Origin of the sequence: Pseudomonas sp. HS-18 (genome assembly GCF_020401845.1) — a bacterium.
In the GTDB taxonomy this organism is placed as follows: Bacteria; Pseudomonadota; Gammaproteobacteria; order Pseudomonadales; family Pseudomonadaceae; genus Pseudomonas; species Pseudomonas nitroreducens.
The window spans coordinates 3,329,131-3,341,456 of sequence record NZ_CP084413.1; the positions used below are offsets into that span (position 1 = coordinate 3,329,131).

The window sequence follows — 12,326 nt, forward strand, 5'->3', positions numbered from 1 at the left end:
AGAACAGCCCCATGCCCCAACCGATCCTGCTCACCGGCACCGCCGGACTCGAACTGCCGGCGCCGCAGCCGGTGAAGGAACCCCAGGGCACCCCCGTGTCCGGCACCGCGACCCACGCCGAGGAAGGCGAGGGTGGATTGCTCACCGGTGTCTGGGAATGCACGCCCGGCCGCTGGCGGCGCCAGGTGCTGTCACGGGAGTTCAGCCATTTCATCAGCGGCCACTGCCTGTTCATCCCGGACGACGGCGAGCCCATCGAACTGCGCGCCGGCGACGCCGTGCTGTTCCCGGCGAACTGTCAGGGCACCTGGGATATCCGCGAGACGGTGCGCAAGAGCTTCGTGATCATTCCCTGATCCCCAGGTCCATCCCGGCAATCTGCGCCGAGCGCAGCGCGATCCAGAGGACGGCCACGTCCTCGGTGGAATCCAGCGAGCGCTCGGTGATCTCCTCGATGCGGCGGATGCGGTAGACCAGCGTCTGCTTGTGTACGTTGAGCAGCTGCGCGGCTTTCTGCCAGGAGCGGTTCTGTTCGAGGAAGACGCGCAGGGTGTGCTGCAACTGGCCACCCTGTTGCGCGTCGTAATCCGCCAGCGCACCCAGCACCCGGCGATGTACGCGGCGGGCTTCCTCCAGGCTCGCCGGCAGCCAGGACTGCTCGCCCTGCGCATCGGCGTATGCCACCAACGGTCGCTGGCGGTTGGCATGGGACAGCGCCAGGCGTGCCTCGCGCAGCGCCTCCACCGCGCGCAATGCATGGCCCAGCGGGTTGCTATGGCCGAGCATGCAGTCCAGCTCGGCCTGCAGGGCCTGCGCTTGGGCAGGATCGTTCAGCAGCAGGATCAGCTCGTTGCCCTGGTGGCGCACCAGCAGCCCCATACCCAGCCGCTGTAGGCGCTGCTGCCAGTGCGTCGGCAGTTCGCCGGCGGCGCGCGCAAGCACCAGGCAGGCGGCATCCACCGGGCAGTTCAGCTGCGCCAGGCGCTCCTGCGCGGCGCGCTCGGTGAGGCGCTGCTGCAGCAGGTCATCCAGCAACTCCGAGCCCAGGCGCAGCATGCGCTCGTGCTCGACCTGGGCGCGTTCCAGCTCGATGCCCAGCACCGCGACGATGTGGTGCAGCAGGCCGTAGTCGAGCAGCTCGCCGCCGGTAGCGAGAATCTCGCAGGTGGCCAGCGACGGCAGTGGCATCACCAGCGCTTCCTGCTCGCCATTGCTGCAGCGGGTCACGGTGTCCGGCACCGAGCGACGCTGGGCGAGGGTTGCCCGCCAACTGTCCGGCAGCGGCGGCAAAGCCTCGTGCCAGGGCTGCAGGGTGGCCGTATCGAACAGGTAGAGCTGGGCACGCACATCGCTGCACAGCCGCCGCAGCAGCCCGGCAAGGCCGAGCCCGCGCAGACCGATGCGTGCGCTTTCATAGATGCGGGTGACGGCGCTGCGGCGTTCGTGCTCTTCCTGCTTGCTGGCGTCGACGATGGCGCGGGTGACGGCGGAGAAGGGCACCGCGTAGTCGGTCATCAGCAGCGGGAAACCCAGCCGGCAGGCTTCGTCCTGCAGGGCCTGGATATCCGCCGGCGCCTGCATGTTCTCGCCGATCATCAGCCCCGATATCCGCGCCCCGGCCAGGCGTTGCAGGTAGTCGCGCTGCGCCTGCGCCTGCGCGGGAATGCCGATGCCGGTGGTCATCAGCAGGTCACCTTCGCCGAGCCATTGGGTGGGGTCCGCCAGCTCGCACACGTGCGCCCAGCGCAGGCGCCGGCCGACGCCTTCGCTGCCGCCGAGCAGGCGGGTGCGCAGGGAGGCGTTGTCGAGGATGTCCTGGATATGGAAAGGCATGGCGGGTCCGCAGCGAAGAGAAACGGCCGGCAAGCATGCCACCAAGCGCGAGGCCTTGTCGCGCCTGGCTTGAGTGGGGATCGCAGGCTTCGTACCAGGATACGAGCGGGGTCTTCCGAATTGTAGTTCCGTCTGATTGTGGAGCTTGCCCGCGTGCCCCAAGACTAGCTGGCAGTGCGCCATGCGAGCCCTTGGAGGCCCCGGATGGCGCCGCCTGCCGCGAGGCGGGCCGTCTACTCACCGGAGACCATAACAATGAACAAGATCCTGAGTTCCTCCATCGCCTGCGCCCTGGGTTGCGCGGCGACTTTCCCTGCCTTCGCCGACCTCACCGTGGTCTCCCACGGCGGCGCCAACAAGGCCGCGCAGGTCAAGGCCTTCTACCAGCCCTACATGCAGCAGAGTGGCAGCCGGCTGATCGCCGACGAGTTCAACGGCGAGATGGCCAAGGTCAAGGTGCAGGTGGACACCGGCAGCGTTTCCTGGGACGTCGTCGAGATGGAGATGCCGGAACTGGCGCGCGCCTGCGATGAAGGCCTGCTGCAGGAAATCGGCGAACAGCCGGGCATTGCCAAGCTCGCCCCTGAACTGCTGGACGGTGCCGTACAACCCTGCGGCGTGGGCTTCTTCGTCTGGTCCACGGTGCTGGCCTACAACGCCGACAAGCTGAAGAGTGCGCCCACCGGCTGGGCGGATTTCTGGGACACGCAGAAATTCCCCGGCAAGCGCGGCCTGCGCAAGGGCGCCATGTACACCCTGGAGTTCGCTCTGATGGCCGACGGCGTGGCGCCGAAGGATGTGTACGCCGTGCTCGGCACCAAGGAAGGCCAGGACCGCGCCTTCCGCAAGCTCGACCAGATCAAGCCGAGCATCCAGTGGTGGGAAGCCGGTGCGCAGCCGCCGCAGTACCTCGCGTCCGGCGACGTGGTGATGAGCTCCGCCTACAACGGCCGGATCGCCGCCGTGCAGGATGAAAGCCAGCTGCGCGTGGTGTGGAACGGTGGCATCTACGACATGGACGCCTTCGCCATTCCCAAGGGCGCGAAGAACACCGAGGAAGGGCTGCGTTTCATCCAGTACGTATTGCAGACCGAGCAGCAGAAGAACTACGCGCAGCAGATTGCCTACGGCCCGGTGAACCGTACTGCCGTCCCGCTGGTGGACGCCGCGCGCCGCAGCAACATGCCCACCGACGAGGCCAACCTGGCCGGCCAGGTGGCGATGAACGCAGCCTTCTGGGCCGACCACGGCGAGCAGCTGGAGCAGCGCTTCAACGCCTGGGCCGCCAAGCAGTAAGTCTTCCCAGTGTGCGGTCCCGCCCGCACTTTCAGGCCACCTTCGGGTGGCCTTTTTGTGGGTGGAGGGGCGGGATTTCGAGATGAGACGACTGTTTCGGTGCTCGATTTCCGTCTGTGCAGCCGGATGCCACGTGCCTTCGATGTTGGCGAGCAAGGACTAGGCGTCCCCCTCGGCCCTACAGATGGGCCTGGCATTTTTTGTAGGAGCGAGCTTGCTCGCGAACCGGGACCGGCTTGCGGACAAGGTCCGCTTGTGCGGGAACGCCGGTAGCTCGCCCACAAAAAAAAGCCCATCGGGTCACCGATGGGCTTGGGGGCAGGCTGGATAACGGATCAGGTCGCCAGGCTCAGCGATGCCGACTGCTGCAGCGAACGGCCCTTGGTTTCCGGCGCCCAGGCCAGGCAGATGAAGAACGCCAGCAGGGTGATCGCCGCACCGATCAGCAGGGTTGCCTGCAAACCGATGGACTCGATGCCGATCGGCATCAGGTAGGTGCCGGTCGCCGCGCCTATGCGGCTGAAGCCCACGGCCACACCCACGGCAGTGGCGCGCACGGAGGTGGGGAACAGTTCGTTGGGGTAGATCCATTCCAGGATGCTCGGCCCGCCGGAGACGAAGGCATAGAAGGCAAAGGCTCCAACGATGAACCAGGCCGGCGCGTCCGCCCACAGGCCCAGGGCCAGCAGCGGCAGCGCCATCAGCGCGAAGGGCACCACCACCATGGGCCGGCGGCCCCAGGTTTCCACCAGTTTCAGCGCCGGGATCACGCCGATGGCGAAGAGAATGGCGATCATCAGCTCGCCCAGGGTCGAGGAGTTCTCGCCTTTGATGCCGGCGGTCAGCAGGATCATGCTGCCGAAGGTGTACAGCACGTACTGCGGAGTGATCTGCGCGAAGTAGAGCATGCCGCACATGATGGTGCGCTTGAGGTAGCCGCCCGAGGAAATCATCTTCAGGTCGCTCTTCCACGAGCGATGGCGGCCGCCGTCGTTCAGCTCGGCGACGTCGGCCGGGGTGATCACCACGTCCCTGCCGTAGACCAGCTTGATGACCTTCTGCGCTTCCTCGATGCGGCCCTTGCTGGCCAGCCAGCGCGGCGATTCCGGGATGCCGCGGCGGATCAGTACGACGATGATGCCGACCACCGCGCCGCTGAACAGCATCCAGCGCCACAGCGAATGGTCGCCCGTCCAGGAGACCATCAGGTAGCCGACGATGAAGGCGGTCATGGCGCCGCAGGACCAGGCCAGGCCGGACACGCCGATCATGAAGCCACGGCGCTTGGACGGGGTGAACTCGGTCAGCAGCGAGGTGGCGATGGGGTAGTCCGCGCCGACCGCCAGGCCGATGACGAAGCGCAGCACGATCAGTTGCCAGGCCTCGGTGACGAAGGCAGACAGGCCGCAGGCGATCACCAGTATGGTGAGGTCCAGGGCGTACATGGTTTCCCGGCCGATGCGGTCGGTGATGGCGCCGAACACCGTCGCGCCGAAGAAGATGCCCAGCAGCGAGGCAGCGCCGATCAGGCCGGTCTCCACCGAGGTGGCGGCGATGTCCTGGCCGAAGCCGATCAGCGCGATGCCGATCAGGCTGAGGATATAGCCGTCCAGGAACGGCCCGCCGCAGCAGGCCAGCAGCAGCTTGCGGTGAAATTTCGATACCGGGGAATGTTCAATGACATCAAACACGCTCATGGGTACAACCTTTGTTGAATTTATAAGTGGCCGGGCAGGCGGCTGCCGAGAGTCGGCAACGGGCGGCAGGAGCCCGCGTTCAGCGGCCGGCAAGGGGAGGCAAAGGTTGCAGGGGTGGGTCAGGGCGGACAATCCACCCAAGGTAAGAAGCGCCGCGTAGGGGTCTGTACGATCGTATGAGCGCCTGCGGTTGCGCCCGCAGCAGGTTTCAGCCGGCGGGTTGCAGCAACAGGTGCACGGTCGCGCTGCAGGCCTGGCCGGGCAGTTGGGACACCTGCAGCTCGCCGCCGATGCTGTTGATCAGGTGCTGGGCGATGCTCAGGCTGAGGCTGCTGCGCGCCGGGTTGCGGGCGGGGTAGTCGCGGGTCAGCTCGGAAAGTGAGTACGCGCGCATTTCGCGGCGTCTGCTGCCCGGCAGGCCTTCGACGGTAATCCGCACGGCCATCTGTTCCTGCTTCGGGGTGGCGGCAATGCATAGCCGGACACTGCCGTCATCGGTCAGGTCGATCACGTACAGGCCCAGGTGCCGCAACGCCTCGCGCAGGGACTTGGCGTCGACCAGCAGCCGCTTGCGCGAGCGACTGTCGGTTTCCAGCTTCAGGGCCAGTTGCTTCTGCCCGGCCACGCCGTGCAGGGCTTCGAGCACCTCGCTGGCGAGTTCGTCAAGCCGCGAGGGCAGCAGCGGGACTTCATCCTGGGCGATGAGCGCCCGCTTGAGCGAGGCGCCATGGACTCGCAGCTCGTCGAGGATCGCCTGGGCCTGGTCGAGGGCCGGGCCGCCAGGCTGCCCCAGGGTATCGGCCAGCGCCTGGAGGCGTTCGTTCAGGTGGGTGGTCGCGCTGGTGAACAGGTCGGTCAGTTGCTGATGCGCCAGTTCGCCGGCTTCGGCGCGGCTGCGCAGCTCTTCGAGCTGGTCGTAGCGTTCGGTGATGTCGGTGCTGCAGCAGATCATCCCAAGCAGGTTGCCTTCGCCATCCCGGTAGGGCGTACCCCAGTGATGCAGCACACGGCGTTCACCGTGGACGTTGATTTCGATGTCCTTGTTGAATGACTGCTCCTCACTGATCGCGCGCTGCAGGAAACGCAGCATGTTGCGGGCGTCGCTGGGCGAGTACCAGTCCACCTCGGTGGTGCGGGTGCCGAGCACGTCGTCCAGCTCCGCCTGGTACAGCTCCAGGTGCGCCGGGTTGGCATAGACAAGACGTGCCTCGGTATCGCGAACGTAGAAGGCCGCCGGCAGGCTTTCGACCATGGAGCGCCACAGGGGCGTTCCGCCGGTATCGGCATCGGTGCCATGGGCATCGCTGGCTGGCGCCGCGAGGTGGTTGCGGCGGGCGAAGTCGATCAGTTCGAGCATGCTGGAAAGGTTGAGCTTGCTGCGCATGCGCGCCCGGTAGGTACTGACGGATTTCTCGCTGATGGTCAGCTCGTGGGCGATCTCCTGGTTGCTGTAGCCGCTGGCGAGCAGGCTGAGCACGCTCAATTCACGGTTGGACAGCGAGGCCACGCGCTCGGCGTCGTTCTCGTGCAGGCTGCCGCGGTGCACGCTGCCGAGCATTTCGGCCGGGAAGTAGCTGTGCCCACGCAGGACAACGCCCAGTGCTTCCTTGAGGCGCTCGATGTCCTGGTGCTTGCTGACGAACCCCGAGGCGCCCGCCTGCAGGAAGCGGCCGACGTAGTGCTCCGAGTCCTGGGTGCTGTAGCCCAGGATCGGCAACGTCAGCCCCCGCGCGCGCAGGCGCGAGATGACATCCAGGCCGGTGAGCTGCGACAGGTCGATATCGATGATCAGCAGGTCCGGGGCCAGGCGCGTGGCCAGGCTCAGGGCTTCGAGGCCGTTGCAGGCTTCCCCGACTACCGTGTGGCGCTCCGCCTGCAGCAGCATGCGCACGGCGTAGCGGGTCATCGGGTGTTCGTCCGCGATCAGTATCCGCGCCATCTCTATCCCTCTGGTCTGCTCTCCACTCTAGGGCATGGCGGCGGCTTTCGTGTAGTCATTTTCCTACAAGTCGTGACTGGATTTCGCATCCTCAGTTCATGGTCGCTGGGAAAGAATGCCTGCAAAGACTCCCCATTCCCCTCAAGGTGACCCACATGAGTCGCACTCGAATCGTCAGGGCCGGCATCCTCGCCGGCTCGCTGGGTGTCGCTCTGGTCATGGCCGGCAGCGGCGTCCTCGCCTGGCACCTGGTCATGCAACACACCGCTGAACGCCTGGAAAGCCTGGCACGGCTTGCCTCCGAACGCGCGGACCGAACCCTGGCTCAGGCCGCGACCGCGCTGCGGCAACTGAACAGCTCGCCGTTGCCGCCCTGCTCGGTGGAGGGCGTCGAGCAGATGCGCCTGGTGGCCATCGACACGCTGGCGGTGAAGGCGGTCGGTTATGTCGAGGAAGAGGTGTTCGTCTGCAGTTCCTGGGGCGCCGTCACGTCCCCGGCACAGCGCTGGCCGGAAGACTTCCGTACCCGCGAGGGCCTTGGCGTGTCGATCAACGTGCAGCCGTTCGTTGTGCCGGCCAAGCCCATGCTGGCCCTGCGCGATGCCGCGTTCAACCTGCTGATCGAGCCGGAACACTTCCTCGAGACATCCCTGGCGCCCGGTGTCAGCCTGGCGCTGGGCACGCCCACGGGGCACTGGCTGGGTACGCCTGCCGCCGGTTTCGCCCAGGTGCTGACGCGCATCCATGGCGAGCCGCACTCCGGCTTGCAGGACGGCTACGTGTACGCGCGGGTTGCGCACGGCAATTGGCAGACCGTCGCGGCGGTCACCCGCCAGGAAATCCTCGGCGACCTGTGGCGCGAGATGCTGATGCTCGCACCGCTGGCCCTGCTGCTTTCGGGCCTGTGGTGCTGGCTGGTGGCGCGCCGAGTGCGGGCATGGCTGTCGCCCTTGGCCGTACTGTCACGGGCGGTGGCGAAGGGCGAATTCCACGCCTTCTACCAGCCCATCCTCGACCTGCGCGACGGCCGCTGCATCGGCGCCGAAGCGCTGGTGCGCTGGCGCCGCGCAGACGGTTCGCTGGGCATGCCTGACAGCTTTCTTCCGCTGGCCGAATCCAGCGGCCTGATCGAGCCGATCACCGCGCAGGTGATCGCCGGCGTTTGCCGCGAGCTGGGCGCCAGCCTCGTTTCCGGGCAGTTGCAGCACGTGTCGATCAACCTGTCGGCGCGCGACGTAGCCAGCGGCGCCTTCCTCCCGCACCTGACGCAGGAACGGCAGCACGCCGGCATCGCCGCCCAGTGCATCTGGCTGGAAGTGACCGAAAGCAGCCTGCTGAGCATCGATGCGGCGCACCGGACACTGGCGCAGAGCCGCGCGGCAGGGCACCCGATTGCCCTGGACGACTTCGGTACCGGGTACTCCAGCCTGCAATACCTCAGGCGGCTGCCGCTGGACCTGCTGAAGATCGACCGCTCCTTCGTCCAGCCGCTCTCGGCCGGCACGCCTTGCCCGGTGACCGACCACACCATCGCCATGGCGCGCCAGCTGAAGCTGCTGCTGGTGGCTGAGGGCATCGAGTCCGACGAGCAACTGCAGTACCTGCGCCAGCGTGGCGTGCAGTACGGTCAGGGTTGGCTGTTCGGCCAGGCGATGCCGCTGGATGCATTCTTGACCTTCGTAGCCGGCCACCACTGGCAGGCTGCGTCATGATTTCCCCGCCCCCTGAACACAGGATGATCACCATGAAAGCTTCCCTGCTGCTGTTCTGCCTTGCCACTGCCACTCCCGCGTTCGCGCTGGCTGCCGACACCGTCACCACGGTCCCGGTGCACTTCGCCAAGGGCGCAAGCAGCACCGCCCACAAAGGCAGCTTCAAGGGCTACGACACAGTCCTCTACACGCTTTCGGCCAAGGCCGGGCAACACATGAAAGTCGGCGTCACGGGCAGCAGCAAAGCAAACTTCAACCTCTTCGCTCCGGGCGACAAGCCGGGCGAATCGACCGCCCTGGGCGCTGGCTCAGTCGGCCAGGACTGGAGCGGTGCGCTGCCAGCCTCGGGAACCTACAGCGTGCAGGTCTACCAGATGCGCGCCAGCGCGCGGCGCGGCGAAACGGTGAACTACAGCATCCACTTCGCCATCGAGTGACGCCGGGGCCGCCTTCCGAGTGGCGCAGGGCTGCTCGGCCCAGGTCGTCAGGAAGGTGGGTACGCCGATTCGGTGGACCGGCTTGTTCATCCCCGCCCGGGATCGAGCCGGTGTAGCCCTCTCGCTCAGGCGGCAACCCGGCTCGCGAAAATGACAACCTATCTGCAACCCGATTCAGGAATGGGCCGCCTGGTAGTGGCTTGGCGATTGCCCGAGGACGCGCTTGAAGGTCTGCGAGAAGGCGCTCGGGCTTTGGTAGCCGTGCTCCAGCGCCACTTCCAGCACCGGGGCTCCGGAGAGCAGGCGTTGCAGGCTGAGCACCATGCGCACGCGCGTGCGCCAGTCGCTGAAATTCATGCCCAGTTCGCGCTGGAACAGTCGGGCAAGAGTGCGGCTGCTGATGTTCAACTGCTGTGCCCATTCCTCCATCCCTGTTTCGTCGGCCGGCGCGCCGATCACCGCGTTGCACAGCCGCAGCAGGCGCGGGTCGCGCGGCATCGCCAAGTGGATGCCAACGGTCTGCGCCGCATCCATCTCCACCAGCAGCAGCTCGTGCAGGCAACGGCGCCGGCGCTCGTTTCCATCGCCGGGTTGTACGGCACTGGCGGCGACCAGCAACTCCCGCAGCAGCGGGGTCACCTCGAGCAGCTGGCACTCTTGGCCACCCCAGGGCCAGCTCGAAGCGGGCATGAACAGGGTGCGCATACGCACGCTGCCAAACATGCGGAGCTGGTGCTCGGTGCCCGGCGGCACCCACAGCGCATGTCCCGCCGGTACTACCCAGCTCTTTTGCGCCGCACCCACCAGCATCACGCCGGAAATCGAGTGGATCAGCTGCGCCTGGGTGTGGCAGTGCGGCAGGATTTCCTCGCCATCCTGGTGGTCGTAGGCCAGCGCTTCGAGCGACATGGCGCAGGTCATGCTGCCGGACCTTGGCGGCGAGAGAGTGTGTCGAGCGGCGTCATGCGGGACTCCTGGTTGATCCGGCATTCTAAATGAGGATGTCCGGCATGATTTGGCGTTGTATTGTCGCGATAATAAAAAAGGCGCAATAAATCGGCACAAATCATAAATAAATTGGATTTATTGGTAAGGCTTTCTCTCTTCGGTGAGATGAGACAAAACCCGACACTTCCCGCGCGGGTGGAATCGCGAAGTTTTGCCGCATGCGCTGGGCTTCAGACACGGACATTCGGCCGAACAGGCGCTTGAGTTCGCGGGTGAACGGCGAGCCGACGGCAACGCTCGCTGCGTGCTGGGCAGCGATGCGCCGGGCCTGGTGCGGCAGAAGCTTTCGGCACTGCATGAGGAGCTCAGCCGATCCACCGACGGCTGAGGCGCAGGTCAGCGCCTGGGGTTGCGTTCCTCGGGGCGCAGCGTGAGCACGTCGAAACCCGTGGTGGTTACCGCCACGGTGTGTTCGAACTGTGCGGAGAGCTTGCCGTCGAGGGTCACCACGGTCCACTCGTCCTTCAGGGTTTTCACGCCCGAAAGTCCCTCGTTGAGCATGGGCTCGATGGTGAAGACCATGCCCTGCTTGAGGATCTGCCCGGTGCGCGGACGGCCGACATGCAGTACCTGCGGCGGCTCGTGCATCTCGCGACCGATGCCGTGGCCGCAATAGTCCTCGACCACGCTGTAGCCGTGCTGCCGGGCGTGCCGCTCGATGGCGTGGCCCACATCGCCCAGGCGGGCGCCGGGCTTCACCGCGCGGATGCCTTTCCACATGGCTTCGTAGGTGATGTCCACCAGGCGCTTTGCAGCAGGCGAAACCTTGCCGATCAGGTAGGTCTTGCTGGAGTCGGCGATAAAGCCGTTCTTCTCCAGGGTGATGTCGAAGTTGACGATGTCGCCGTCCTGCAGGCGATCCGCCTCGGAGGGAACACCGTGGCAGACCACCTGGTTGCGTGAGGAATTGAGTACGTAGGCGAAGCCGTACTGGCCCTTGCTGGCCGGCCGCGCCTGGAGTTCGTCGACGATGTAGCGCTCGACCTTGTCGTTCACCTCCAGGGTGGTCATGCCTTCCAGCGGCAGGGCGTCGACGAAGCCGAACACCTGCGCCAGCAGGCGGCCGGACTCTCTCATCAGCGCCAGTTCCGCCGCCGTCTTGATCACTTGGCACCTCCGGCGACGGGGTATTTCACCCCGGCTTCCTGCAATTCGCGGGTGACGATGTCGTTGTAGCTCAGGGTCGGTTCGAGCTCGCAGAGCATGCCGATCTTGATCCAGAACGCCGCCTGGGCGTTGATCGAGCGGCACGCCACGGTGCTGGCACGGCGCAGTTGGTCGTGCAGATCGTCATCCAGGTTGATGATGCCCATGGGAAAAGTCTCCATATGAAACATAACAATACATATATGAATCATATTTCCCGGCGTACAGAAACGCAAAACTCCCGCGCCCACTCACTGCGGTGTATCGGCGTCCTGCATGGCGTGTAGCAGGTCCACCAGTGCGCGGGCGCAAGCGGGCAGGGCCTCGCGGTCGCGCAGCAGCACGCTGCGTTCGCGCACCACCCAGGGTTCGTCCAGCGGCAGGATGCGCAGGTTCATGGTGCGGCTGTGGCGCAGGGCGGCCGTTTCCGGGATGACGCCGATGCCGACACCGGCCTCGACCATCCGGCAGATCGCCTCGAAGCTGGCTACCTGGATGCGCAGGTTGAGCTCGCCACCCATGCGGTCCACCCGCTCGCGCAGGAAGCTCTGCAGGGTGCTGCCCTCGTGCAGGCCGATGTGCGGGTAGTCCAGGGTATCGGCCAGGGTCAGGCGGGGCAGGGCGCACAGCGGGTGGTCCGGGGCCACGGCCAGCACCAGCCGGTCGGTACTGAAGTGGACGATCTGCAGGCCCTCGGCACGCACCGGGCCGGCGACTATGCCCAGGTCCGCCGAGCCATCGAGGATCGCGCGGACGATGTCGCGGTTCAGCCGCTCCTGCAGGTCGACACTGACGCCGGGGCGTTCGGCGAGGAAGTCCGCCAGCAGCTCGGGGAGAAACTCGGTGCATGCGGTGGTGTTGGCGAAGATGCGGATGTGCCCGACCTGGTCACCGGCCTGGCCGCTGAAGTCGCTTTTCAGGTGGTCCACCTGGCGCAGGATCAGCCGTGCGTGCTGCAGCAGGCGCTCCCCGGCAGGGGTCAGCTCGACCCCGCGGTTGTCCCGATACAACAGTCGGCAGTCGAGTTGCCCCTCCAGCGCCTTGATCCGCGCGCTGGCGGCCGCGGCGGAAAGATGGGCACGGCGCGCGCCCTGGGTGAGGCTGGGGGCTTCGGCGATATGGATGAAGAGACGCAGGTCGGCGAGATCGAAATGCATGCAACGGGTTCCCGCTAGGCTTGGGGATGGGGGTGGCGTTCGTTTCTGCTTAACGCTGGATTATGAAAATGTGGATTCGCTGAACGCAAGCCCCTGTTGCA

11 protein-coding genes are annotated in these 12,326 nt (G+C 66.1%); 4 read left to right on the forward strand and 7 right to left on the reverse strand.

All coding sequences use genetic code 11. From position 1 onward, the window contains the following. Positions 1 to 11: 11 nt before the first annotated feature. A complete protein-coding gene (locus LDJ84_RS15455; protein WP_024762533.1) occupies positions 12 to 356 on the forward strand; it encodes a cupin domain-containing protein in 345 nt (114 codons plus the stop codon). On the opposite strand, the gene LDJ84_RS15460 is transcribed toward LDJ84_RS15455, so the two are convergent. Continuing rightward, positions 346 to 1,833, reverse strand: a complete 1,488-nt coding sequence (locus LDJ84_RS15460) for a PucR family transcriptional regulator (RefSeq protein WP_038803209.1) — start codon at positions 1,831 to 1,833, stop codon at positions 346 to 348. The two genes, LDJ84_RS15455 and LDJ84_RS15460, sit on opposite strands and share 11 nt — an antisense overlap. Positions 1,834 to 2,088: 255 nt before the next feature. On the opposite strand from LDJ84_RS15460, the gene LDJ84_RS15465 reads away from it, so the two are divergent. Further along, positions 2,089 to 3,129 (forward strand): ABC transporter substrate-binding protein, encoded by a 1,041-nt coding sequence (locus LDJ84_RS15465; protein WP_024762534.1) that lies wholly within the window; start codon positions 2,089 to 2,091, stop codon positions 3,127 to 3,129. Positions 3,130 to 3,464: 335 nt separating this feature from the next. Here LDJ84_RS15465 and LDJ84_RS15470 read toward each other — a convergent pair whose 3' ends face one another. After that, a complete protein-coding gene (locus tag LDJ84_RS15470; RefSeq protein ID WP_024762535.1) occupies positions 3,465 to 4,826 on the reverse strand; it encodes an MFS transporter in 1,362 nt (453 codons plus the stop codon). A 208-nt stretch (positions 4,827 to 5,034) separates the two neighbouring features. Further along, positions 5,035 to 6,765, reverse strand: a complete 1,731-nt coding sequence (locus LDJ84_RS15475; RefSeq protein WP_065083797.1) for a response regulator — start codon at positions 6,763 to 6,765, stop codon at positions 5,035 to 5,037. A 155-nt stretch (positions 6,766 to 6,920) separates the two neighbouring features. On the opposite strand from LDJ84_RS15475, the gene LDJ84_RS15480 reads away from it, so the two are divergent. Both LDJ84_RS15480 and LDJ84_RS15485 read left to right on the forward strand, forming a co-directional pair. Further along, entirely contained in the window at positions 6,921 to 8,477 is a 1,557-nt protein-coding gene (locus LDJ84_RS15480; protein ID WP_226044947.1) for an EAL domain-containing protein, read from the forward strand. A 32-nt stretch (positions 8,478 to 8,509) separates the two neighbouring features. Next, positions 8,510 to 8,914 carry a hypothetical protein gene (locus tag LDJ84_RS15485; protein WP_024762538.1) on the forward strand — a complete coding sequence of 135 codons (405 nt, stop codon included), beginning with the start codon at positions 8,510 to 8,512 and terminating at the stop codon, positions 8,912 to 8,914. A gap of 174 nt (positions 8,915 to 9,088) precedes the next feature. On the opposite strand, the gene LDJ84_RS15490 is transcribed toward LDJ84_RS15485, so the two are convergent. From LDJ84_RS15490 to LDJ84_RS15505, 4 genes are all read right to left on the reverse strand, one after another. Further along, positions 9,089 to 9,835, reverse strand: coding sequence for an AraC family transcriptional regulator (locus LDJ84_RS15490; protein WP_226044948.1), 747 nt, complete (start codon positions 9,833 to 9,835; stop codon positions 9,089 to 9,091). Positions 9,836 to 10,258: 423 nt separating this feature from the next. Then, positions 10,259 to 10,999, reverse strand: coding sequence for a type I methionyl aminopeptidase (gene map / locus LDJ84_RS15495; protein WP_205345933.1), 741 nt, complete (start codon positions 10,997 to 10,999; stop codon positions 10,259 to 10,261). Between the two features lie 26 nt (positions 11,000 to 11,025). Continuing rightward, positions 11,026 to 11,235, reverse strand: a complete 210-nt coding sequence (locus LDJ84_RS15500; protein WP_037010194.1) for a ParD-like family protein — start codon at positions 11,233 to 11,235, stop codon at positions 11,026 to 11,028. Between the two features lie 84 nt (positions 11,236 to 11,319). Further along, positions 11,320 to 12,225: a LysR substrate-binding domain-containing protein gene (locus LDJ84_RS15505; protein WP_024762542.1), complete on the reverse strand. Its 906-nt coding sequence runs from the start codon at positions 12,223 to 12,225 to the stop codon at positions 11,320 to 11,322. Positions 12,226 to 12,326 lie beyond the last annotated feature (101 nt).